This is a genomic window from Frankia sp. CpI1-P (assembly GCF_001421075.1).
GTDB lineage: Bacteria > Actinomycetota > Actinomycetes > Frankiales > Frankiaceae > Frankia > Frankia torreyi.
Genome location: NZ_LJJX01000074.1, coordinates 3046 through 26205 on the forward strand (window position 1 = coordinate 3046; position 23160 = coordinate 26205).

The 23160-nt window shown below is 72.5% G+C and carries 17 protein-coding genes and 16 pseudogenes; 19 read left to right on the top strand and 14 right to left on the bottom strand.

Going from position 1 to position 23160, the window contains the following annotated elements; genetic code table 11:
• The first annotated feature begins 455 nt into the window (after positions 1–455).
• Positions 456–656: a hypothetical protein gene (locus FF86_RS28345; RefSeq protein WP_370657207.1), complete on the top strand. Its 201-nt coding sequence runs from the start codon at positions 456–458 to the stop codon at positions 654–656.
• Positions 657–747: 91 nt separating this feature from the next.
• Here FF86_RS28345 and FF86_RS59710 read toward each other — a convergent pair.
• On the bottom strand, positions 748–1012 hold a 265-nt coding region (locus FF86_RS59710; RefSeq protein WP_242419782.1), incomplete at its 5' end, for a hypothetical protein.
• A 777-nt stretch (positions 1013–1789) separates the two neighbouring features.
• Here FF86_RS59710 and FF86_RS34435 point away from each other — a divergent pair.
• The 3 genes from FF86_RS34435 (at position 1790) to FF86_RS28365 (ending at position 3989) form a co-directional block, all read left to right on the top strand.
• Positions 1790–1927 (top strand): hypothetical protein, encoded by a 138-nt coding sequence (locus FF86_RS34435; protein WP_157867011.1) that lies wholly within the window; start codon positions 1790–1792, stop codon positions 1925–1927.
• Positions 1928–3055: 1128 nt separating this feature from the next.
• The gene (locus tag FF86_RS59715; protein WP_236705733.1) at positions 3056–3421 is read left to right on the top strand and encodes a DUF6247 family protein; all 366 of its coding nucleotides are present in this window, start codon (positions 3056–3058) and stop codon (positions 3419–3421) included.
• 205 nt (positions 3422–3626) lie between these two features.
• The gene (locus tag FF86_RS28365) at positions 3627–3989 is read left to right on the top strand and encodes a TraR/DksA C4-type zinc finger protein (RefSeq protein ID WP_044888386.1); all 363 of its coding nucleotides are present in this window, start codon (positions 3627–3629) and stop codon (positions 3987–3989) included.
• A gap of 67 nt (positions 3990–4056) precedes the next feature.
• On the opposite strand, the gene FF86_RS28370 is transcribed toward FF86_RS28365, so the two are convergent.
• Together FF86_RS28370 and FF86_RS28375 are read right to left on the bottom strand one after the other, a co-directional pair.
• A complete protein-coding gene (locus FF86_RS28370) occupies positions 4057–4974 on the bottom strand; it encodes a PP2C family protein-serine/threonine phosphatase (protein WP_063870526.1) in 918 nt (305 codons plus the stop codon).
• Positions 4975–5173: 199 nt separating this feature from the next.
• Positions 5174–5749 carry an SsgA family sporulation/cell division regulator gene (locus FF86_RS28375; protein WP_082122328.1) on the bottom strand — a complete coding sequence of 192 codons (576 nt, stop codon included), beginning with the start codon at positions 5747–5749 and terminating at the stop codon, positions 5174–5176.
• A 547-nt stretch (positions 5750–6296) separates the two neighbouring features.
• On the opposite strand from FF86_RS28375, the gene FF86_RS28380 reads away from it, so the two are divergent.
• The gene (locus tag FF86_RS28380; RefSeq protein WP_044888385.1) at positions 6297–7133 is read left to right on the top strand and encodes a CYTH domain-containing protein; all 837 of its coding nucleotides are present in this window, start codon (positions 6297–6299) and stop codon (positions 7131–7133) included.
• Here the strand turns inward: FF86_RS28380 and FF86_RS59720 are convergent.
• From FF86_RS59720 to FF86_RS59750, 9 genes and pseudogenes are all read right to left on the bottom strand, one after another.
• Positions 7075–7573 (bottom strand): iron-containing redox enzyme family protein (locus tag FF86_RS59720; protein WP_242419783.1); only part of this gene is annotated, 499 nt, incomplete at its 5' end. The two genes, FF86_RS28380 and FF86_RS59720, sit on opposite strands and share 59 nt — an antisense overlap.
• A 1-nt stretch (position 7574) precedes the next feature.
• A pseudogene (locus tag FF86_RS59725) lies at positions 7575–8283 on the bottom strand (iron-containing redox enzyme family protein); the annotation flags it as partial.
• The coding region (locus FF86_RS28390) for a methyltransferase (protein WP_242419784.1) at positions 8280–9056 on the bottom strand (777 nt) is incomplete at its 5' end. The pseudogene FF86_RS59725 and the gene FF86_RS28390, both read right to left, overlap by 4 nt.
• Before the next feature lie 255 nt (positions 9057–9311).
• Positions 9312–10079 (bottom strand): serine hydrolase (locus FF86_RS59730; RefSeq protein ID WP_242419785.1); only part of this gene is annotated, 768 nt, incomplete at its 5' end.
• Position 10080: 1 nt separating this feature from the next.
• A pseudogene (locus tag FF86_RS59735) lies at positions 10081–10123 on the bottom strand (hypothetical protein); the annotation flags it as partial.
• A 1-nt stretch (position 10124) separates the two neighbouring features.
• Positions 10125–10874, bottom strand: a pseudogene (locus FF86_RS59740) (serine hydrolase domain-containing protein); the annotation flags it as partial.
• 124 nt (positions 10875–10998) lie between these two features.
• Positions 10999–11295: a hypothetical protein gene (locus FF86_RS28400; RefSeq protein WP_044888383.1), complete on the bottom strand. Its 297-nt coding sequence runs from the start codon at positions 11293–11295 to the stop codon at positions 10999–11001.
• Positions 11296–12334: 1039 nt separating this feature from the next.
• Positions 12335–12697: DUF3291 domain-containing protein (locus tag FF86_RS59745; protein WP_242419786.1), on the bottom strand; the 363-nt coding region annotated here is incomplete at its 5' end.
• A 1-nt stretch (position 12698) separates the two neighbouring features.
• Positions 12699–12898, bottom strand: a pseudogene (locus FF86_RS59750) (DUF3291 domain-containing protein); the annotation flags it as partial.
• 484 nt (positions 12899–13382) lie between these two features.
• Between FF86_RS59750 and FF86_RS28415 the strand changes: the two are divergent.
• The 14 genes and pseudogenes from FF86_RS28415 to FF86_RS28435 all read left to right on the top strand — a co-directional run.
• A partial coding sequence (locus FF86_RS28415) for a hemerythrin domain-containing protein (RefSeq protein ID WP_242419787.1) occupies positions 13383–13717 on the top strand: 335 nt, incomplete at its 3' end.
• Positions 13718–14108: 391 nt separating this feature from the next.
• A pseudogene (locus tag FF86_RS59755) lies at positions 14109–14298 on the top strand (isopentenyl-diphosphate Delta-isomerase); the annotation flags it as partial.
• 1 nt (position 14299) lies between these two features.
• Positions 14300–14693 (top strand): annotated as a pseudogene (idi, locus tag FF86_RS28420) (isopentenyl-diphosphate Delta-isomerase); the annotation flags it as partial.
• Positions 14694–16557: 1864 nt separating this feature from the next.
• A partial coding sequence (locus FF86_RS59760) for a cyclic nucleotide-binding domain-containing protein (protein WP_242419788.1) occupies positions 16558–17328 on the top strand: 771 nt, incomplete at its 3' end.
• A gap of 1 nt (position 17329) precedes the next feature.
• Positions 17330–17935, top strand: a pseudogene (locus FF86_RS59765) (Crp/Fnr family transcriptional regulator); the annotation flags it as partial.
• 99 nt (positions 17936–18034) lie between these two features.
• Positions 18035–18286: hypothetical protein (locus FF86_RS59770; protein ID WP_396230154.1), on the top strand; the 252-nt coding region annotated here is incomplete at its 3' end.
• Between the two features lie 6 nt (positions 18287–18292).
• Positions 18293–18403 (top strand): annotated as a pseudogene (locus FF86_RS59775) (hypothetical protein); the annotation flags it as partial.
• A gap of 1 nt (position 18404) precedes the next feature.
• Positions 18405–18539 (top strand): annotated as a pseudogene (locus FF86_RS59780) (hypothetical protein); the annotation flags it as partial.
• A gap of 1 nt (position 18540) precedes the next feature.
• Positions 18541–18644: pseudogene (locus FF86_RS59785) on the top strand (hypothetical protein); the annotation flags it as partial.
• Position 18645: 1 nt separating this feature from the next.
• Positions 18646–19427, top strand: a pseudogene (locus FF86_RS59790) (germacradienol/geosmin synthase); the annotation flags it as partial.
• Position 19428: 1 nt separating this feature from the next.
• Positions 19429–19865 (top strand): annotated as a pseudogene (locus FF86_RS59795) (germacradienol/geosmin synthase); the annotation flags it as partial.
• A gap of 1 nt (position 19866) precedes the next feature.
• Positions 19867–20045, top strand: a pseudogene (locus FF86_RS59800) (hypothetical protein); the annotation flags it as partial.
• Between the two features lies 1 nt (position 20046).
• Positions 20047–20353, top strand: a pseudogene (locus FF86_RS63315) (germacradienol/geosmin synthase); the annotation flags it as partial.
• A 318-nt stretch (positions 20354–20671) separates the two neighbouring features.
• The gene (locus tag FF86_RS28435) at positions 20672–22594 is read left to right on the top strand and encodes a serine/threonine-protein kinase (RefSeq protein ID WP_044888376.1); all 1923 of its coding nucleotides are present in this window, start codon (positions 20672–20674) and stop codon (positions 22592–22594) included.
• 10 nt (positions 22595–22604) lie between these two features.
• On the opposite strand, the pseudogene FF86_RS59805 reads toward FF86_RS28435, so the two are convergent.
• Both FF86_RS59805 and FF86_RS59810 read right to left on the bottom strand, forming a co-directional pair.
• Positions 22605–22856: pseudogene (locus FF86_RS59805) on the bottom strand (ABC transporter ATP-binding protein); the annotation flags it as partial.
• Position 22857: 1 nt separating this feature from the next.
• Positions 22858–23021 (bottom strand): annotated as a pseudogene (locus FF86_RS59810) (ATP-binding cassette domain-containing protein); the annotation flags it as partial.
• Between the last annotated feature and the right edge of the window lie 139 nt (positions 23022–23160).

The following is a 23160-nucleotide window of genomic DNA, read 5'->3' on the forward strand; positions in this document are numbered from 1 at the left end:
ACAAGAAGCGGGACATCGTCAAGAAGAAGGAGAAGGCAACCTTCGAGCGGGTGACCTGGTTCGACAAGAAGGACCACCACAAGAAGTGGGACGACGGGTCGGAGCAGCAGGATTCAGGCTCAAACGGTCCCACGGATGACGCGGATGACGCGGAGAGCGTCGGCTTCGCCGGCTAGTACGGCAGCCGCTGTTGGGTAGTCAGCCGAGCGGGACGCCTGCGTGGCGGTGCTCCGCTCGGCAGGCGCCGCCGGGCGGTCGCGGGCGATGCGGCCACCGGCCGGTCATCGCGGGTTGAACGACTCGTGGAGATCGACCGGTGGNCACGTGCCCCAAGTCCGTCGAGGCAGGGTCCGACACAGACGGTGACACCACGTGTAGATCATCACTCGCCGTACCCGAACCAGCCCCGGAGTTAACGTGCAGGAAGCCTGGCGTAATTTCCGGTGAATCGGCGTGTGCAACTCTGTGGTATGCAGCCAGGCGATGATCCCAAGGCCGCTATCGTCCAGATAGCCGCGTCAATCGACGATGTCCCCACCATCGAGGAAACCGACGCGATGCTGGACGAGCTACGCAAGCTTCCCCGCACTGCCGACACGATCAAGCTGATCGACGATCTGCTGGGGATCCGTTCACTGCTCGACGCGACGTCCTGAGAAACGTCGCGCCGAGCAGTGAGCGAAAGCTGGGCGGCGCACCGCAGGAGAAGTCGATGCGCCGAGGTCTGACCGACCTGATCCCGGAAGGCTACTGCCGGGAACCAAACGGCTGTCCCTGCTGGCCGCCCTGACCGCCCTGACCGCCCTGCTGGCCGCCACCGAAACGCTCGCCGGACGCTCCACCCTGGCCACCGCCGACGGCCGCCAGCTCACGCAGACGGTTCTCGACGTACCGCTCACTGTGGTGCGTCTTGTCCGCAATCCGCGCGACGAGGTCATCGATGTCGGTCGCGGCATCGAGATCCGCCGGGCTGACCTGACTGAACTGGTCAAGGATGCGGTAACGGAGCTGCNGCCAGTTCTGACGCAGCTGCTGCTCCACCTGCTGGCGCTGCTGCTGCTGCTCCTGCTGGGCCATTTTGTGATCCCTTCTGGTCATTCTCTGAATGCATTGACCGCGCGGGATGGACGGTACCCCAGCCGGTTCGGGCGGNGTCAAACCGACATCGAATTCGAATGTATGCACCCAGCTCCGGGCATCTGACACCCAGCAACCCGCAGCGTCCCGGACGCGCATGTCCCCCGTCCGCAATCAAAGCGGAAACATTGACCGTGAAGACTCGCCTGGCGGGCACCGTTTGCCATCTTCCGAACATTGCGCCGCGATCTTCGCCGGGGACGACCCTGGAATCCGTTCGCTGCCTGTACACCCGCGATGCGCCCGACGTCCTGATGGTCGCGGCCCAGGCCCACCGCGACGCCCGCCGGGCCGCCGTATGACGGCGTTCCGGTCCTACTTCGTCGAGTCGGGAATCCGTGTTCACACGGCAGGCGAGGCGTTCGAGGGTCTCGTGTGCGGTTTTCGCCCGGACAGCTGGCCTGGAGTGCGGGAAGGGGCATCGAGCACCCCACCGACCGGCTGCCCCAGAAGGAGCCGCCCCTGTTTCGGTCAGGCCGCAGCCGACAACGATCTTCCGGTGCGGTGTGGAGGATGGTGCACATCGGCGTCGCCTGAGCCGCGCTGCCGGCCTCCGCGTCGTCAAGCTCACGGGGCGGGACCGGCTGGCCGTCGACTTCGTGCCTCAATCCGGTTGACCCGGACGTAGCGATAACGCCACGATTTGTGAACCATGAACTTTTTCGACGGTGTCTCTCCGGCTGTCCCGCCGCGCCCGGTCGGCCCCTGGCTCACCCCGCCGGACCACCAGCTCGCCGGGGTGGTTCCCCTGGCCCTGACCATCGGCCACAACTCCGACACCGCTGTGTAGGTCNCCTGCCTCGCCGCGTACTCCGCGGGAGTGGAGATCACTCTGGAAATCCGGCTGCGCCCCGGCACCGAGCCCGGCGTCGATCCACGGCTGGCGGTGGACTGGAGCCGGGACGCCGCCCGGATGGTCCGGTTCGGGATCGCGCTTCCCGACGGCTCGCGGGCCATCGCGGCCGGAGCCGGGGAGTCGCTCTCCGCCCGCCTCGGCGAGCCGGGCGACCCGCTGCTCACGGCCCTGCCGGCCGGAAACGCCTCGGACGGGCCGGGGAATCGATACACACCATTCCCCTTCGATGGATCGGCCGGCCGGCCGGACGTCCGGCGCGGGGTCACGTATGGCTTCGCGGGCTTCGTCGGCTCGCGGGCGGAGCAGGCNCACCGGCTGCGGTACTGGCTCTGGCCATTGCCGCCGGATGGTCCGCTGACCTTCGTCGCCGAGTTCCTCGCCCGCGGCCTGCCCGAGTCACGGGTCACCGTGGACGGCGCCGCGATCCGGGCGGCCGCCGGCCGTGCCGTCGACCTGTGGCCGGCCGCTGGGCTGCCCGAGCCCGGGACGCCGCCGGCCGACGTCGCGGCGGCTGCGGCCGAGGTCCGGGCGGCGTTCACCACGGCCTTCACGGGAGGCCGGGGCATCGAAACGGTCCTGGCCGCCGTCGACGACGGAGCGGCCCTGAGGTCGACGCTGGCGACCGTGCGCGAACGCCATCCGCAGCCGACGGCGAGCGCGCGGGTACTGGTCGGGGAGCCGGTGTTCACCGACCCGGCCCACGCGTCGCTCCCCTTCGAGGTGGTGNTGAGCAGCGCGCCCGCCTACGGCACTCTGCTCGGGGAGGCCGTTCTCGTCGACGGAAGATGGAAGGTGGCGAGAAGTTCCTACTGCACGGCGATGTCCTGGGCCGGAGTGTCCTGCCCCGATCGCGTGGGATAGGCGGTCTGTCCGGGCGCGTGCGACGTCTCCCTGACCGCGTCGGACCCACTGGTCGGGGAATGGNCCGTGACCGCCGTCGGACCGCATTACGCCAGCGCGCTCATCGCCCGCGAGCCTGATCCCTCCGCGGTGTCGCAACGCCCACCGCCGGCCCACGGCCGTTCGTTGCCGAGGCCCCAGGGCATGGGGATGATGAAGCTCATGGCCGACACCATCCCGATCCATGGAGTCCGCAACCGGGTCGCGAAGAACGGACCGGCCATCCGCGAGGCGCTACGTCCGGATGATCGTGAGATGTTCGTGGCGGAGCTGCGGATCGCGTTGGCCTTGGCCGACGACAGCCTCGACCTCGTGCCCGTGGCCGCGGTGATCGACAAGTGGTGGGGGCGAGCCGTGCTCACGGCGAATCCGGAGATCGAGGCGGGGGCCCTCGCGGACCGCCGCCGACTGGAGGCCGGGGACCTGACCGTGCTCGGCGGGACCACTTCGTACCCCGGCGGCGATTCGGAGGTCACAGATCCCCAGGTACACGATCCGTTGGGCCACCTTCGCCGAGCGACAGCGTGACACCCTTCCGGCCCAGGGTCGCCGTGAACTCGACGCGTTCCTGAATCGACTGGCCGACGATCCGCATCGGTGCGGGACCGACGACAAGCGCACCGAGCTGTGGCGGGCGGTCTTCGGGCACGGGCTGCTGACGTACAGCATCGAAGAGCGCTGGATCAGCATCACCATCCTGCGGGTGACCTGGGCGGGTTGACATCATGCGGCCATGACCGCCGAGGCTGGTGCGCGGGCCCGGCTGGTGGCCGAACGGGCCGACGCGGCCGCGCGCGTCGCCGCGCTGCGCGAGGGGCTCGACCGCATCCTCGACGACACCGCCGACCGGGATGCCGACGACGAGCATGACATCGAGGGCGCGTCGATGCCGTTCGAGCGCGAACAGGTGCGCGCGACGCTGCGCCAGGCGACCGCCCGCCTGGCGGAGGTTGACGCCGCGCTCGGCCGGCTGGCCGCCGGAACCTACGGTGTCTGCGAGACCTGCGGGCGACCCGTCGGCGAGCAGCGCCTGGCCGCCCGTCCGTCGGCCCGCACCTGCGTCCTCTGCGCCGGCCGCCGGCCGCCGTCCCGCTGATCGGGCCAGCCACCAGGACAGACCGGACACCAACAGCCGTGCCGGTGCGGTCACGGGGTGGATGCGGTCACGGGATGGGCGCGGTCGTGGCGGGGGGCGCGGGCTGACGGGTCAGGACGGCCACGGTGCGGTCGTCGCGGGCCTCGGCATGGGTGTGGGCGGCGACCCGCGCGAAGAGGCGGTCGATGAGCAGGTCGGGCGGGGTGTCGGGAGTGTCGCCGCCGCCGGAGACCGCGCCGATGCGGTCCGCGCCGAACTGCTCGCCGGCGGCGTCGCGGGCCTCGCTGAGGCCGTCGGTGTAGACCACGAGGCGGTCGCCGGGGGCCATCCGCAGGGACCGGGACGTCCAGATCCGGGTGCCCGCGAACAGGTCCGACAGGATCGGGCCGGTCGGTCCCAGCGGCAGGTCGGCGGGGCCGGAGCCGGGGCCGGGCTCGGAATCATGACCAGAGCCGAGATCGTGACCAGAGCCGAGATCGTGACCGGACTCGGATGCGGGACCGGACCCCACGGCGCCGCGGTCCACGCCGGAGCGGGACAGGCGGACGGCACGTCGGGTCAGGTGTACGGCGGGCGGATGGCCGGCGTTGACGTAGACCACGCGGCCCGTGGACGGGTCGGCGATGGCCACGAAGGCGGTGGCGAACATCTCCCCGAGGTCACCCAGCCCGGCGACCTCGTCGACCGTGCCGCCGACGGCGGCGTCGGGCTCCTCCCCGGCCAGCAGGCGCCGGCGCAGCACCGCCCGCACCCGGCCCGCGAAGGCCGCCGCCCGCGAGCCGTGCCCGGCCGCGTCGCCGACACAGATCGCGAGCCGGCCGTCGTCGAGGTCGAACACGTCCACCCAGTCTCCGCTGGCGCCGGGCGTGACCGCGTGCAGCCGCCAGTAGGCCCCCATGCCACAGGCGCACGACTCGCCGGCGAGGGGCGGTTCGGGCTCGGAGTCGGAAGCCGGACGGGGTTGCGGCATCGGGATGTCACGCACGGCCGGCCTCCCGATTCATCCCGCTGGAACATCTGCGGATCCCCAAGGGTGCCCCGCCGCGCCGGTGCCCACCAGGGACTTTCGGCGGGTACCGGGGGGTCTCCCGCCCCGTCCGCCCTGCTGGCCCGGCAGCCGACGCCCCACCCGGAGGTACGACAGCACCACCTTCGGGCCCGGTCGGGCGGGCACGAGGCCGCGATCAGGTGCGGGCGTGGTGGGTCCGGACGCCGGGCAGGACCCGGGACCGGCGCGCGCCGACACCGGGCAGGAAGCGGAACTCGCCGGTCCAGTCGATCGCCGCGGTCTCCGCGTCGGCCGACACCATGGCGTACGTGCGCCACAGGAACGCCGCCACCTCCCGTGCGGGCAGCTCCAACTCGGCGGTGCTGGACGGGCCGCACAGGCACAGCGCGAGCGCGGGCTGCCCGCGCAGCACGATCGGGCGGACCCGCACATCGCCCAGGCCGACGGGGCGGCGCGTCCCGTCGGCGAGAAGCCGGCGGGCGAAGCGCCAGACGACCGGACCCGCCCCGATCCCGCCGCCGACGGTCAGGGTCACGGCGATCGGATCGGTCGGGTCGTAGCCGAAGACGACGCGGACGGGCCGCGGCGGCCGGGCCTCCCGCAGCAGCCGTGCGGTCATCCCGCGGGCCAGGCTGCCGCGGCGCACCGAGAGGCCACCGCGTACCGAGAGGCCATCGCGCAGTGAGGTGCCACCGCGCGGTGAGGTGCCATCGTGCAGTGATCTACCTCGGCGCACCGATCTACCGAGCATGAGGTCCTCCTCCGGGGGTCGGGCCAAGATCGTAGGACAGCGGGCCCGCGGGTCGACATCGCCGCCGGGTGGTCGGTCCCGCACCGACATCACGGCGGAGGTCCAAAGCCGCCGCCCCCGATCGACCGCACACCGGCCAACGAAAACCGCACACCGGCCGATGAAACATGTCCCCCAGCAGAATGCGCGACCCGTGCCCGACGATGCGCCCGCCCGGGCCGAGCTGCATCCGCGCCTGGGACTTCCAGCCCGTCGACGCGGACATTCGCCGGTACTGGCACCTCAGGGCCAGCCGGCCGCACACGGCCGCGACCGACATCGCCTCGGCCACCCCCGGCCCGCGAACCGGCTGCCGACGGCGCCGACCTGGAACTGGCGGCGATCTGTGGTCTACGGTCCGGCCGGTGAACCCCCGCCGGACACTCGGTTTGAGTATCCGTTCAGGTGGTATTAGCACTCCTGCCACGGAAGGGTGGATGCCTAAACCATCGGGTCGCGACACGACGAGGCTGTGCGCCGCGGAACATTCGGGTGGGAGGGCGATGCAATGGCTGCTGCCGCAGGCGGTTCGTCCGTGCTGCGCGCGGCGCAGAAGTTCTGGCAGCTACCCGACGACGATCTGCACGCGCTGGTGAAACTCACCCGTCAGGTGGACCGGGTGGAGCTCAAGTTCATCGTGCCCTCCTCCGCACACCGGCGGGCGTTCGAGATGTTCGGGATCTCCGCGACGAGGGCTCGGCGGCAGCGGGTCTATTACCTTGACACCCCGGACCGGTTGCTGCACCGGCGCGGAGTGGTGGTCCGCGTCCGCAGTACCAGCGGCCGACCGGACGACTCCGTCGTCAAACTCCGGCCCGTCGTTCCGGCGAACGTCGCGCCGCGGCTGCGGCGGTCGAAGCAGTTCATCGTCGAGGTCGACGCGATGCCCGGCGCCTACGTCTGCTCCGCCGCCCTAAGGACCCGTCTCGGTCCCGACGATGTGCGGCGCGCGATGGGCCGCCGCGGCTCGCTGCACGACCTGTTCTCGAAGCAGCAGGCGCGGCTGCTCGCCGCCCACCTGCCCGGGGCCGGCCACATCGACGATCTGGCCGTCCTCGGACCGATCGAGGCGTCTCGGCACCGGTTCCGCCCCGAGGGTTTCGATCGGGTGCTCCAGGCCGAACGGTGGACGTTTCCGGACGGCTCCCGCCTACTCGAGCTATCGACCCGCGCCACGCCACAGGCGGCGGCGCGGACCGCCGCCCGCCTGTCCGCCGTCCTGCGCCGCCACGGCCTCGACCTGACCGGACCGCAGCGGACCAAGACCCGTGCCACGCTCGACTTCTTCAACGCGGCGCCGGCGGCGCAACGCGCAGGGCGGACCGGCCGTCGTCCCACGCGGTGAGGATCGTCTCCGCGCAGTGGCCCTCGACCGCGGTCGTCGCCGCAGCGCCGAAGACGACGTCGACGGCCAGCGCCGGGTCCTGGGCGACGAGGGCCGCGGCGAGGTCGCGGGCGGCGACCGTCTGGTGATGGGCGTCGGCGACGACGTGGACCTCGAAGAAGTGGCGGGCCCCGGCGGCCAGGCCGAGGCGGCGCAGCGCCGCCGCGTAGGCGCCCATCGGCTCCACCGACGTCATCTCGAACAGCGCCAGGTGGCCGACCAGCGCGCCACGCAGCCGCCGGTGCAGGCCGAACAGCGACGGCACGTTGACGGTCGCGAACGCCTGCCCGGGCAACCGGTCCAGGTAGGCGCCGGGTCGGGCGTCGAGATCCAGGGCACGCATGGTCACGGCGAACAGGTTCTGGTGCATGTCCCGTTCGACGCCGTGGCCGTACTCGTCGNCCTGGATCTCCACCAGCGCCGCCTTCGGCGCGCCGGTCAGGCGCGGGATCGCCCAGGTGTGCGGGTCGGCCTCGATGAGCTGGAGCAGCGAACGGTGCATCACGTACTCGCGGAACTCCTCGAGCGTGCCGGTGGTCGCCAGCCGCCGCGACAGGGAACGGCCACCGGCCCGGGCGATCACGTCCCGCAGCGCGGCCGCGACGTCCCCGACCGCCCCGTCTGCTGAGGCTCCGGCGGCATCAACTCCGACGGCGGCATCGACTCCGACGGCGGCATCGACTCCGACGGCGGCAGCGACTCCGACGGCGGCAGCGGCTGCCTCGGCGTGCAGGCGGGCGAGCAGGTCCGCCTCCAGCCGGCGGCGCACGGCGAGCAGCGACGGCTCCCACTCCCAGTCGTCGTCGACCTCGGCGAAGCCGCGGTAGTGCAGGCCGTAGAGGCAGTAGAGGGCCAGCGGGCCGTCCTCGCCGTAGAGCACGTCGTCGTCCGCGGCCGGCGCCGGCCCGAGCCCGGCTGGGCCGGGAGCGCGGCGCAGCCGGTCGAGCAGGAACCCGGACAGCGTCCCCCTGGGCTCGGGCAGGCGCGGCTGACCGAGCTCGGCGGGCGTCAGCACGGCGCCGTACTCCGCCCCCGACGGGCGCGCCAGCCGGTCGGCGGTTGCCGTGGAACCACCGTCCCGCGCGGCGCCGGACCTCGCCGGGCTGATCATGCACCGCTCCCCGACAGGCGGGGCACGGACCAGTCCGGCAGCTCACGGTGCCCCGAGGCGATCGGCGTCCGGCGGCGGCTGTCGACGGTCGTCGCCCGACCGACGCCCGCGGCCTCGTCGAGACCGGTGGCGCTGCCCGCCGCGGTGAGGATCCGGCGAAGCACGGTGGCGGCATGGTCGGGCTCGCCGGCGACGGCGATCGGCCCGCCGACGCGGACCCAGGTGACCCCGGCGAGCAGGTAGCCCTCCGGGCCGAAGAAGGCGCGGCCCGATCGGGCCAGCTCGCCGATGCGGCGGCTGACCCAGGGCTGGCGGGAGTACCGCCCGAACGGGATGGGCCGCACCAGCCAGTCCGCGACCCGGTAGCCGGCGGCGCGGGCGTGCTGGACAAGACCCACCGGGTCGGAGATGGAAGCGATCATCAGCAGCACCACGTCCATCTCCTGGGACAGGATGCGCCGCGCCACGTGCGTGCCGTCGTGCCCGCCCCACAGGTGGGAGGCGCCGACCGGCCGCACGGTCGCCGGCAGGTACGGCGGGTTGCCGATCGCGCACCGCGCCTGCCGCGCCGGTGCGGTGGCGGCGAAGAAGTCGCCCTGGACGACGGTGTAGTTCCCCAGCTCCACCTCGGCCGCCGCCCGACTCGCGATCCGCGCGGCCTCGGCGTCCAGCTCGTACCCGGTGATGGGCACTTGTGACCCGGATCGTTGCAGCGCCTCGACGACCGGGCGGGCGGTTCCCGGCCCGATCTCCACGATGCCGCCGGCGAGCAGNGGCGCAAGCTCGGTCGACGTCAGCAGTCGCTCCACGCAGTGGCCATAGAAGGTGGACTCGATCGGATCGAAGAAGGGCATGCCATCGCTCCTCGGCTACGCAGCACGGCGTCGCTGTCACAAGATGGGGCGGTCGCACAGCGCAGTTACTCACAGTGGGGGAACGTCCGTGCACGCCAGGTAAGAAGTGTCCTGTGCCGGCCCAGCAAAACCTCACTTCCCGCCGGCCCGCCGAGGCCACCGCAAACCCCCTGCTCAGCCCTGTCTGCCACCCGAGACAGGGGATGGACGCCAGCCGCCCGCGTCGACGCCGCCGGGCACCGGGCCGGCCGGGGCATAGGGGGATCGGGTGAAGACGAACGAGGCGAGTTCGAGGTGGCTGAGTTCGCCGTCGGACTGGCGCCGCGGGATGAGGGTCTCGCCGGCGAAGTAGCCATCGACACCCAGGAAGGTGCCGTGGCCGGCGGGGCCGGGGCGGAACCGGGATCGTCGGCCGGAGCGGCCCAGCGGCGCGAGCAGCAGCCCGCCGTCCGGCCGCAGCGACAGTGCGTACGGCGCCGGTCCCCAGTACCAGACGCCGGTGACGTCGAGCGGCTCCCGCCCGGCCACCGACGCGGGCACCCACTCGGCCGGCAGTGGCGGCTCGGCGGTGTCGACCGCGTCGATCAGGCCGACGGCGAGGTCGACGACGGCGACCCCGCTGGTCGCGTTCGCCATCGCTATCGCCGCGGTCCCCCCAGGTCGCGTCCACAGGGCGGCGACGAAGCCGGGCATCGAACCGCCGTGCCCGACGAGCACGCCGCCGGGTTCGCGCAGCAACTGCACGCCGAGCCCCGCCCCCAGCCGCCACTCGCCGCTGTCGCCCTCGACGGCGGCCGGTTCGCGCATCTCGGCGAGGGTGTCCGCGGACAGCACGACGTCGGTGTGCCCCGCGAGGACGGCCGACCAGCGCACCAGGTCCGCGGTGGTCGACCAGAGCTGGCCGGCCGGAGCCAGCACACCCGCATCGTGGGCGGGCTCGGGNAGCAGCACGTCGGCATGCGGGTGGACGGCGTAGCCGTGGGCGTNCGGCGCGGCGGGCAGCGCGGTCGTGCGGGACATCCCCAACGGCGCCAGCAGCTCGCGGTGCAGGGCCTGCGCCCAGCTCATCCCGCGCAGCCGGGCGACGAGCTCACCGAGGACCGCGAAACCGACGTTGGAGTAGTGATGACGACGTCCCGGGCGGAACCGGTCCGGGTCGGGACCGAGCGCGTCGGCGAGGGTGGGATGGGCCTGCCCCGCCACCCGCTCCCACCACGGCGGCGGAGTCTCCGCCGCGATGCCGCCGAGGTGGGACAGCAACTGCGCGACCGTGCGATCACCGACCGCGGTCCCCGGCAGATGCCGGTCGAGGGGGTCGCCGAGCGCCAGGCGACCCTCGTCGCGCAGGCGCATGACCAGCACCGCGGTGAAGGTCTTCGTGATCGAACCGATCCGGTACTGGGTGTCGGCGTCAGGCCGCCGGACGCCCCGGCCCTCGCCACCACCCCCGCGATCGCCACCGCCACCGCCGCCACCGTCGCCGTCGCCGTCGGCCTGATCGGGTCCGACGGCGCGGCCCCGCCCGGCCGTCCACACCGGGCGGCCGTCGCGCGCCACCGCGGCGACGAGCGACGGCGCTCGCCCACCGGCCTGCTCGACCGCGACCCGCTGCAGCAACAGCCGCTCGGTGGCGGGCAGCAGGCCCCCGCCCAGCCCCGGCTGTGACCCGGGCGCCGCGGCCACCCGGTTCGCTCCGTCCGACCGCGGCGATTGCGACCGCGGCGATTCCGGCGGCATCGGCTCCGGCGGCATCGGCACCCCCCGTCTGTCGGCCAGTTTCCCGGTTCGGCGTCCGGGCCACCCCATCCGATCAGCCTCGTTGCCTCGGCGCCAGCGGAACGCATGCCGTGAGCTGGGCGATCTACTGCGCCAGCAGCTCGCCGTTCGCGGCGTACCGATCCGCCTGCGCGGCAAGGTACTGCCCCTCCCACTCGTACGGCGTGACCGGGCCGTGGTGCGGGCCGTCGTACTCGCCACGCTGGTGCAGCAGGGTGCGCATGCCGGAGTCGGCGTGCTCGGGCAGAACGATGTCGATCGAGTCGGGGACGGTGGCCTCGGCAGAGTGGGCGGCCTCGGCGGGGTCGGCGGCCTCGGCGGGGTCGGCGCGGCGGTAGTGGTTCGTCGCCATGTCGCTGACGTCGTGACGCAGCGCCGGCACGAAGTGGTCCGATGGCAGGCCCAGGGTGACGGCGAAGTGGGACTTGACATCCTCGTCCGCGGGCGCTAAAGGTGATCGACAAGACGATCAACAAGATGATCGGGAAGATCCCCGAGCAGCGGGTCGGCGCCGGGCGACGCGGGCGGTCGAAAACACCGCCGACGCTTTCCGATCTGGGCGCCGGCGATCATGGCGTCCCGCGGATCCGCGCATCGCGCCCGGCGATACCTGGATGGCCGTGGAAAGCAAGAACGGCCCGACGGAATCGCGGCATTCAGTCCAATATCGCCGGAAACCGGGGTGGCACCTTTTTCCCATCGGACCGAGTCGGAGCCCACCGATCGGCTCCGTCCGCCCTAGGATCGTCGCCACCGACCGGAACTCCCGCCNCAGAGGGGTCTCATGCGACGGCGTCTGTCCATCATTGCGGCCGGGCTCGGATTGCTCCTGCTCACGGCCGCGCCGGCCGGGGCCGCCGGCTCCCCGTCACCGGCCACGAGCAGCGGCCCGATCCCGAATCCGTTGGAGGCCGGCAGAGTGGTCGCGGAGCCTGTGGTATTCGACGCGTGGAACGACCGGCAGCCGCCCACGGCCGTCACCTACGACGCCCATCTCGTGCCGCCGGGCACGACGGCGGTCGCGCTCGCCGTCCGCGGTAAGCGGACCGTGATCGGACTGATCGTTCAAGGCCTCGCACCGAACCACCAGTTCGGTGCGCACGTCCATCAGAAGGCCTGCGGGGCGACCGGCGCGGCCGCCGGCCCGCACTACCAGAACGTCCCCGACCCCGTGCAGCCGTCGGTGGATCCCAGATATGCCAACGCGCGCAATGAGGTATGGCTGGACTTCACCACCGACGCGCGTGGCACGGGATCGGCGTTCGCGGTGGTCGCCTGGGACTTCCGGGCCGGCGGCGCACACTCGATCANCCTCCACGAGCATCACACCGACAGCTCCCCCGGCACCGCCGGGACGGCAGGCGCTCGCGCGGCCTGCCTCACCGTTCCGTTGTCCTGATCCGGTCGACCGGCGGGCGGGCTCAGGCCGGGCAGGTCCAGTCCGCCCGCCGGTCCGGCGGCGCCGCCAGGTCGGGATCGCTGCCCGGCGGCGGGAACGGCTCGCGCAGCGTGAAGGCATGCGCGGTGGGCCCCTGCCGGCGCAGCCGGCGGACGCGCTGCTCCGCCTGCGCCGTCGTCGGGCGTTGCCCGGCGGGCACCCACCACAGCGCCGCATACGCCTCGCGCATGGTCTCGAACCACTCGCGCCGCCGGCGCAGCACATCGCGGTGCGGACCGGCGAACACGAAGTTCGCCAGCGATTCGATCGAATCCCACACCGACATGTTGACGATGATCCCGGCGCTCGCGCCCACCTCCCAGGAGAAGGCGCGTATCGCGGTGGCNTTGCCGTCCTCGGTCTGCAACCGCCACCGAAATCCCGGCGCCGCGTCGGCGAGGGCGTTCACGGGATCGAGGGCGGCCACGAAGTCGGCGAGGGTCGGATCGTCCAGCGGCGCCCGCAGCCGGGCGATGTTCACCTGAGCCAGTTCCCACATTCCCTGATGGTCCCGCAGGTCGGCGGGTGACGGGATCCAGTCGGGCATTCGAACGGCCCGGCGCGCATTTCGTTCGGCATTTCCGCGCCCTGACCCTGGTAGCTACCGGCGACTCCCGGACCCGCCGTCGCAGTCGTTCGGAAGGCCCGGAAGGGGACGAAAGTCCATATAGCTGCCGCACGCGCCGGCCGATGATGGCGGCAGCGGCGCGTCCCGTGCGCCGCCGGGCGGGGCAGGAGCGAGATGACGATGCCGGAGCTCGATCGCGTCACCGGTTGCGGCGCGGTCACGCGGTCGGTCCGCCCGGCCGGCCGACGGGCGCCTGGCGGACCTCGCCGGCATCCACGCTGCCCGGCCCGCCCCATCGGCCCGATTCCCGTCCGCGACCGCGTATCCGGGCTTCCCGCAGAGCCGGCACAACCAGCACGGAGCATGGTTGAGCCGGTCCCCGGCGGCGCGCAGCGGATCCGGCGTATCTCGGTCCCGGCGCCGGAAATCAGCCGATCTTCTTCTCCCCGAGGACGGCCCCACTATGTCTGAATACTGCTGGTGCACGGCCACTCCGGCCATCGAGGACCTGATCCGGGAGCATGACGAGCTGGTCGAACTCTCGGCCGAGGCGCGTGAGGCCTACCGGCGGGGCGACCTCGAGTCGCTGATCGACTGCTGCGCCAGGATCTCCACGGTCCTCGGCCCGCACACCGTGGTGGAGGAACGCGGCCTGTTTCCCCCGATGGCGGCCGAGTTCCCGGAGAAGATCGCGATCCTGCGCGGCGAACATCGTCGGATCGAGGCGGTCCTCGCGGGCGCGGCCGATGGCACCGCCCGCACCGATCCGACCTGGGCCGCCCTGGCCGTCGAGATGCTNACGCTGCTACGGCGGCACATCGTCAAGGAACAGGAGGGNCTCTTCCCGGCCGCCCTCGCCGTCCTCAGTAACGAACAGTGGGACATGCTCACCGCCATCCGCGCGGGAACCAGCCTCATCGGCTCCTGAGCGGCGGCCCGAACCGGCGGCCAGGGCGGCCGGCGGCCCGGCGGGCTGCCTGCCCCACCTTCGGGTGCCCCCTCGCCGCCTGTCGGCCCCGGCAGGCGGCCCGTCTGCGGCGGATGTGACCAGCGGGATCCGGGGTCGGGCCGCTGCCTGGTCGCGGCGGCGGGAGGATGGGCTGGTGAGGACACCCGCCTGGGACGCGACGCACCGCTTACGCGCCCGGCGGGATCCATTCGCCACTCCCACGGAAAGCGAGGCCCACGCGTGAGTCCACAAGGACCCGGTACCGCCGTCGACGTCGACGACGAGGTCGTGCTGCTGGACCCCGACCGCCGACCCTGCGGGACGGCGCCCCGGCTCGCCGTGCACGGTCTCGACACCCCCCTGCACCTGGCCTTCTCCTCGTACCTGTTCGACGCGGCCGGCCGGCTGCTGGTCACCCGCCGGGCGCTGGNCAAGCGCACCTGGCCCGGGGTGTGGACGAACAGCTGCTGCGGGCATCCCCGCCCCGGTGAGGACATCGCCGTCGCCGTCGAGCGCCGGGTGGAGCAGGAGCTGCGGCTGGCCCTGACCGACCTGCACTGTGCGCTGCCGGACTTCGCCTACCGCGCCACCGCCGCGGACGGGCTGGTGGAGAACGAGGTGTGTCCCGTCTACGTGGCCCGGGCGGTGGGTGACCCGGACCCGGACCCGGCCGAGGTCGTGGAGTGGCGCTGGGTCGACTGGGAGAGCTACCGGCAGGCGGCGCTCTGCGCGCCGTGGGCACTGAGCCCCTGGTCGGTCGACCAGATGACCGCGTTCGGCCAGGCTGCGCACCCGCTGACGGCCGCGCTGCGCACCGCCGGCTGACCGGACCTCGCACGAGGAGCCCACCCGGGGGGTCGTCTGGTCGGTCCGGGCGAGGCCCGAGCACCGCCCGGGTGGGTCCGTGATCCCGAGGCGCCGGCACGTCTGCCGGGAGGCCCTGACCCGGATCAACCGAGCCAACGCCCGCCCAGGACTAGATCTTCTGGTCGGAACGGGTCACGCTACCTCCCAATACATGTGGCTACTTATTACTAGCGAAGAAACAACCTTGGTTACGCTTCGTTAACCTCCGATCGCGAAGCGATCATCGCCGAGGTGGGCGGACGACATTCCCGCAAAACGATGTCGAGTTACAGCGCTGTCACTACATCGGCGGCCCGTCGAAATCCGCGAGACGGTGCCGCGCCCGGCAGGCCGTGACCCGCCGGTCGGTCTGGAGTAAGCGAGCGCCGCCACGGGCGGATCCGCCGGGCCGGCCGTCCCGCGCCCCGACGGCTTCCCGCTCTCGGCGCATCGGGTCGGCTACGGACGGCCCTCCGAGGGAATGCACATGTGCCGGCTGCTGACGATGGTATTAAGTCCCCTATTCGCCGGGTAGTTGGTCTCGACTGGGTACCACGATGGTGCCGGGTCGCGTACTGATCGACGCCGGTCCGGGCCGGCGGAGCCGAGCCCGCGAAACTGAGCCCGCGGGAGCCGAGCCCGCGCCTCGGTTCCCATCTCCCCGCTGCTCATGGCCGGCTTTCCTCGGCACCCGGCGGATGGCCCCTCTGCTGGCGATCCGCCACCGGCGCCACTGACCTGGCGTTCCGCCCGCACCCGACCGCACGGGGCGCACGCAAAGGGCTGCCGCCGCTCCCCGACCACCGGCGCAGTCCGCCTCCACCCCACGCCGAACGCCTGGCGCGGCGTGGGAACCGGCGCCCCCGGAGGCCTGGCCCCGGTGCCGCGCAGGACCAGGTGTCGCGAATCGGCGAGCGGCAGGTGGACCCTCGCTCGCCGCGGGGGGCAACATTCCACGACGTTCACCGGAGGCCGGCCGACGCGGACGCAGAGTGATTCGACGGTCGCCCAGCAGCCCGGCAGCCCGGCGGCCGGCGGCCCGGCCGCCCGCCGCATTCCACCCGTTCCACGGAACCAGGCCGACGAACGGATCGGCGGCACGGGCGATATCAGGCGCGCTCCGGGCGAATTCTTCTCGGCAGGTCGACCGTACCGGTTAGGCGATTCCGAGCCGATCTCCCGGCCTGGCATCCGGCGTGGCAGGCATTCACTTCCGGGGTATTCGGGCGACGAGTTCGGCATTAACTGTCCGTGACCGCGAGCCCTGGGGGCCGGGCTAGAAGAAGCCCTCTTCCCGGGCCAGTCCCCGATTGGTTCCGCAAAGTGCTTGCCGCCCACGCCGTTGGTGCGGGAGGCTGCCGATGCGCGACGAGAGACGCGCCTGCCAGCACGACAAAGTGCATGTCGGCGAACCGCGCGACACCCACGGGGGTTACTGGTATATGGAGCATTCAACGGTGCGATCAACCGGGCCGCGACCAGCCCGACGGCGCCCGTACCCATTGTTCGAATCCTGATCGGGCGGGGCCAGTAAGGCCGCCTCGAACATCGGCCCGCGACCGAAAAAAGACCGCGGAAATCGCCGGAAGGCCGTCACTCTTCCGGGCGCGGCTTCGTACGACCGCACCGCCGTTACACTCCAGCCCCTGGTTCCACCCCGGGCACCACGGTTTCATCCCCGAGCCCTCGGTTTCGCCGAGAGCCTCAGTTTCACCCAGAGTTCACCCAGAGCCCCAAGGTTCACCGCGGAGCCCCAAGGTTCACCGCGGAACCCCAAGGTTCACCCCGGAACCTCGAGCTTTCACCCCAGTCCCTGGATGACCAACGATAGGTGGAGTCTGCCATGACCGAGCCCGTACCGACCGACCCCGGAGCGACCGGCGCGGCCCCCGACGAGGACCTCCGGCTGAGTCTGAGCACGGCGGCCGCGCGCAACCTCGCGACGACCACCAAGTCCGTCCCGCAGATGCAGGAGATCACCTCCCGGTGGCTGCTGCGGGTGCTGCCCTGGGTCCAGACGGCCGGCGGCGTCTACCGGGTCAACCGGCGGTTGACCTACGTGCTCGGCGACGGGCTCGTCACGTTCACGTCCGTCGGATCCGAGGTGCGGGTGGTGCCCGGCGAGCTCGCCGAGCTGCCCGCGCTGCGTGGCTTCGACGGCGGCGCGCTCGCCGGCCTCGCCGACCGCTTCGTCCAGCGGGAGTTCGCCGCGGGCGACGTGCTCGCCGAAACGGGCGCGCCCGCCGACGCGGTGTTCCTCATCGCTCACGGCAAGGTCGGGAAGTTCGGGCCCGGCGAGTACGGCCACGAGCGGTCGCTCGGGGTGCTCGGCGATGGCGAGTACTTCGGCGACGAGGTCCTCATCGACTCGGACCTGTCCTGGGAGTACACCGCCCGGGCGCTGACCGACGCCACCGTGCTGGTGCTCTCCCGCCAGCAGCTTGCCGAGGTCACCGGGCAGGACGCCGAGCTCAGCGGGCACCTCGAGGACTACCGCGCCCGGCCGCAGCCACCACGCAACCGCCTCGGCGAGGCGGAGATCGCGATCGCCGCGGGGCACTCCGGCGAGCCGGACCTGCCGGGCACGTTCGTGGACTACGAGCTGAAGCCGCGCNAGTACGAGCTGTCCGTCGCCCAGACGGTGCTGCGCATCCACAGCCGCGTGGCCGACCTCTACAACGAGCCGATCAACCAGCTCTCCCAGCAGTTGCGGCTCACCGTCGAGGCGCTGCGTGAACGCCAGGAGCACGAGCTGGTCAACAACCCCGACTTCGGCCTGCTGCACAATGCCGACCTGCGCCAGCGCATTCACACCCGCTCGGGCCCGCCGACCCCGGACGACCTCGACGAGCTGCTCAGCCGGCGGCGCAGCACGCATTTCCTGCTCGCCCACCCGCGGGCCATTGCGGCGTTCGGCCGGGAAGCCACGGCGCGGGGCATCTACCCGGCGACCGTCCTGTTTCACGACCAGCACGTGCCGGCCTGGCGCGGCGTGCCGCTGCTGCCGGTAAGTAAGATTCCGATCAGCGCCACCGGGACGACGTCCATTCTCGCGCTGCGTACCGGTGAGGAGAACCAGGGCGTGATCGGTCTGCACCACACCGGGCTCGCCGACGAATACGAGCCGGGGCTGTCCGTCCGATTCATGGGCATCAACGAGAAGGCGATCATCTCTTACCTCGTGACGACCTACTTCTCCGCCGCCGTGCTCGTGCCGGACGNGCTCGGGATCCTGGAGAGCGTCGAGATCGGGCGCTGAACCCACCGACCGGTGCGCCGCCGCGGCCACGAAACACCGCGGCGGCGCACCGGTTTCGGCGATGCCTTCCCGGTCGCACCGTCCCGGCCCCGCGGCAACCAAGGGTTTTCCCGGAGAAATCATGCAGCCTTTCACCCTCCCCGAGTTCTACGTGCCCTATCCCGCGCGGCTGAGTCCGCATCTTGAACAGGCCCGGGAACACAGCAGGGAGTGGGCCCGGGCCATGGAGATGATCGACGCCCCCCAGCACGGCATCGCGATCTGGACCGAGCAGGACCTCGACGCCCACGACTACGCCCTGCTGTGCGCCTATNCCCANCCCGACGCCACCGCCGATCGCCTAAACCTGATCACCGACTGGTACGTCTGGGTCTTCTACTTCGACGACCACTTCCTCGAGCTCTACAAGCGGACGCACGACCTGGCCGGCNCCCGGGCCTATCTCGACCGGCTCCCCGCGTTCATGCCGGTGGCGGGCGAGATCACCGAGGAGCCGTCGAACCCGGTGGAGCGGGGCCTGGCCGACCTGTGGACGCGGACCGTGCCGGCCCGCTCGGCCGACTGGCNGGCCCGCTTCGCCGTCAGCACCCGCAACCTGCTCGACGAGTCCCTCTGGGAACTCGAGAACATCAACGCCGCCCGGCTGGCCAACCCGATCGAGTACGTCGAGANGCGCCGCAAGGTCGGCGGCGCCCCCTGGTCGGCGAACCTCGTCGAGCACGCCGCCGACGCCGAGATCCCCGCCCGCGTCGCCGCCACCCGCCCGTTGCAGGTGCTGCGCGACACCTTCGCCGACGCGGTGCACCTGCGCAACGATCTGTTCTCCTACGAGCGGGAGGTCACCGAGGAGGGCGAGCTCAGCAACGGGGTGCTGGTCGTGGAGCGGTTCCTCGACATCGACACGCAGGCCGCCGCCGACACCGTCAACGACCTGCTGACCTCCCGGCTGCACCAGTTCGAGCACACCGCGACCACGGAGCTGCCGGCCGTCCTCGACGAGCACGCCATCGACCCGGCGGGCCGGTTGGCGGCGCTGGCCTACGTCAAGGGTCTGCAGGACTGGCAGTCCGGCGGGCACGAGTGGCACCTGCGCTCCAGCCGCTACATGAACCGCGAGGCGACGCCCGACGCGCTCCCCACCGGGGTCGCGGGGTCGGGCAGCCTCGTCCCCGTCGCCGGGCTGCCCGGCATCCCCGGGATCCCCAGCCTCGGCACCTCGGCCATCCGGGTCATCCCGTCGCTGCTCGCCACCGCACCGCAGCGGATCCGGTCGTTCGCCAACGTGCCGTTCCGGGTCGTCGGTCCGACCTCGCTGCCGGAGTTCTACCTGCCATACACCACCGGACAGAGCCCTCACCTGGACTCCGCGCGGCAGGAGTCCGTCCGCTGGGCGCGGTCGATGGGCCTGCTGGACCGGGTTCCGGGCATCTGGGATGAGCACAAGCTGCGCGCTGNCGACTTCGCCCTGTGCGCCGCGGGCATCCATCCAAACGCGACCGCCAACGAGCTCGACCTCACGACGGGCTGGCTGACCTGGGGAACCTATGCGGATGACTACTACCCAGTGATCTTCGGTACCTCCCGGAACCTGGCCGCGGCGAAGCTGTGCAACGAGCGCCTGCGTCTGTTCATGCCGGTGGCCGGCCCGCTGACCGAGCCGCCGGTCAACGCCCTGGAGCGGAGCCTCGCCGACCTGTGGGAGCGCACCACCAGGGGGATGGAGCCCGCCGCGCAGGCCGCGTTCCGCCGGGCGATCGAGGTGATGATCGACAGTTGGCTGTGGGAGCTGGACAACCAGGTCTACAACCGCATCCCCGACCCCATCGACTACCTGGAGATGCGCCGCGCGACGTTCGGCTCGGACCTGACGATGGGCCTGAGCCGGCTGGCCCNCGGGGACAGCGTGCCGGCGGAGGTCTTCCGGACCCGGCCACTGCGGGCCCTGCAGAACGCCGCCGCGGACTTCGCCTGCCTGCTCAACGACGTCTTCTCCTACCAGAAGGAGATCCAGTTCGAAGGCGAGATCCACAACGCGGTGCTGGTCGTCGAGAACTTCCTCGACTGCGACCGCGNCCGGGCCGTCGAGGTGGTCAACGCGCTCATGACCGCCCGGGTACGGCAGTTCGAGCATGTCGTGGACAGTGAGCTGCCCGATCTGTTCGACCGCCTCGGCCTCGACGGCGAGGCCCGCACCGCGATCGACTCCTACGCCCGGGAGCTCCAGAACTGGATGGCCGGCGTCCTGCGATGGCACCAAGGGACGCACCGATACGAGGAGGCCGAACTGCGCTACCACCCCTCCGCAGACAGGCGGCCCTTCGGTAGCCCGACTGGGCTAGGCACCTCCGCCGCCGACGTTCGCCGACTGGCCTCCCGCTAGCCCACCAGTCNCCGCACCCGACCGAACCTGCAGGTGGGCGTGGGGTCAACGCGTCCGCGTCGTCCGGTCGGGTTTGGTTGGCCTGCCCGCCCGATCGCGCCCCTCGGGGGTACCAGCCCGACCAGGCGTACTTCACAGAGGGTGATTGGACGGTATGCATTCCGGCCGAATCGTCCGGGTACAACAGATTCGGTCGGGTAGCGGCGTGGGCCGCGACCGGGCGTGTCGGCGTTCGTGGTGTCGCCGCATCCCCGGTGCCCGGCACGGCGGCGCCTGGGCGCGGCCTCGGCGCGACGCAGCATCCGAGGGGGACGTGGCGTGTCCTGGAAGGCTTTGCGGGCGGGCGATCCGCCCGAAGTAGGTCCGTACCGGCTGATGGGTCGGCTCGGCAGCGGGGGCATGGGCATCGTGTACCTCGGCGTGGACGACACGGGCACCCGTGCCGCGGTCAAGGTGATGCGGGAGGAGCACACCGCCGACACGGCGTTCCGCCACCGCTTCCACCGGGAGGCCGCGGCGGTGGCGGCGATCGACAGCCCCCGGGTGGCGCGGCTGCTGGCCGCGGACGTGGACGGCGACCAGCCGTGGATCGCCACCGAGTACGTGGCGGGTCCCACCCTGTACTCGTCGGTCGCGACCGGGGGGCCGCTGTCCGGTGAGGCGCTGTGGGAGGTGGCCCGCGGGCTCGCGGAGGCGCTGTGCGCCATCCACGACGCCGACGTCGTGCACCGCGACCTCAAGCCGGGCAACGTGATGCTGGCCGCGGACGGCCCGAAGGTGATCGACTTCGGGATCGTCGCCGGCCTGCCCGGCATGATGACCGCCTCGGGCGTGGTGATGGGCAGCATCGGCTACCTCGCGCCCGAACTGCTGACCACCACGCGCCGTCCCCGGCCCGCGGCCGACATCTTCTCCTGGGGCCTGACGGTGTGCTTCGCCGCGAGTGGGCGTCCGCCGTTCGGCGGCGGCCCCCTGGACGCGCTGCTCTACCGGACGGTCCACGGTGAGGCCGACCTCAGCGGCCTGCCCGGCCCGTTGCGCGGCGTGGTCGCCGCGAGCCTGCGCAAGAAGCCGGAACGCAGGCCGGACGCCCACCGGATCCTCAGCCAGATCGCCGCGACCGCGGGCGCGGTGGCGGCCGACGGCGCGGACGCCGGCGTCGCCCTGCCGGGCGGCCGCCTGCCCGTCACCCGGCTGCGGGCGGCCGGCGGCGAGCCGAACCCGACGCTCCCCCGCGAGCGGCGTGCCACCCGCCGGCCCCGGACCCGGCGCGGCGTGCTCGTCCCCGGTGCGGGGGCGACCGCGGTCGCCGCGGCGGTGACCGCCGCGATCCTCCTCGCCTCCGCGCCGGCGGCGCCGCCCAACGCCATCGCGGCGGGCGGCGCCGCCGAGGGAGACGCAACCAACTCCCATCCCGCCGGCCACTCCCCGGCCGGCGTCTCCCCGGGCGGCCCCTCTTCGGCCGGCGGGGGGAAGTCCCGCATCGCCGCCGGCCCGGCCCTCCCCACCGGCGCGGGCGGCCCGGCCGCCGACGACCCGACCGCGGACTATCTGGCTGGCACGGCCGGTCCGGGGAGCCTGGCCGTGCCCGGAACCGCCGGGCAGCCGCTGCGGGGCGGCATCCGCACCGGCCGGAAGTTCCTGGCGGCACCCCTCGGCTCGGCGACGGCCTACCCGGCGGGCACGGCGGCGACGGCCGGCGCTACGACGCCGGCCCGCGGGGCGGGGTGGGTCGCCTCGACGGCCACCTGGGCTGGCGCGGCGGCAGCGGCCTCGGTGGGCGGGGCGGACCCCTCGACCACGACGGGCGCGGCGGGGGGCGTGGGCCCCGCCGCTGCGGCGGCGGGGGTGAGTGGGGGGTCGGCGCCGGCGGCGACGACCCGCGAGGTCGACTTCCCGGCACCGGCCCAGCAATCCGGGCCCGCCACCACCCCCACGGGCGGAGCCGGGGCGGCCACGACGACGCCCTCGGGAACCGCCGCCGCCACCGCGACCGCCCGCCGCATCGCCGCGGCCTTCACGACCGGGTCCGCCACCGGTCGCACGACGAGCACCTGCCTGCCCGGCGGACCCTGGGGGCCGCCGCAGTTCGCGGCCGGATGCGGCGGGGCGCTCGCCCTTCCGGCGATCTTTCGCGCCGCGACGGCGCCGCCGCCGTGGTCGACGGCGCTCGCCGAGGGCATCCCCCGGCTCATCGCCGCCGCCGTCAGCTCGGAAGCGCCCTGGGACGAGCTCGACTGAGCACCGGCGCTCAGTCGACGGGAATCATGCCGCCGCTCTGCCGCTGCCAGAGGGCGTGGTAGCGGCCACGGCGGTCGAGAAGCTCGCGGTGTGAGCCCTGTTCCACGATGCCGCCGCCGGCCAGGACGATGATGCGGTCCATGTTCAGCAGCGTCGACAACCGGTGCGCCACGGCGATCACCGTCTTGCCGCGCCAGAGCTCCTCCAGCGCGTGCTGGACGAGCACCTCGCTCTCGCTGTCCAGGGCACTTGTCGCCTCGTCNAGAACGAGCATCGGTTTGTCGTCGAGGAAGGCGCGGGCGATCGCGATCCGCTGCCGTTGCCCGGTCGACAGCTTGATGCCGCGCTCGCCGACGACGGTGTCGTAGCCCTCCGGCGCCTGGCTGATGAAACCGTGCGCGTGGGCCCGTCGCGCAATACCAGGAACTTAGGTTCTGATCGTGTAGGTTCGAGGGGTGCCGAGACGCGGTCAGGTGAAGGAGAAGCCCGAGGACCGGTTGGTGGACCGGGTCGGGCTGGGGGTGCTGGCGGCGCAGTTCCCGGACGCGCTGGTCGACCGGGTGGTC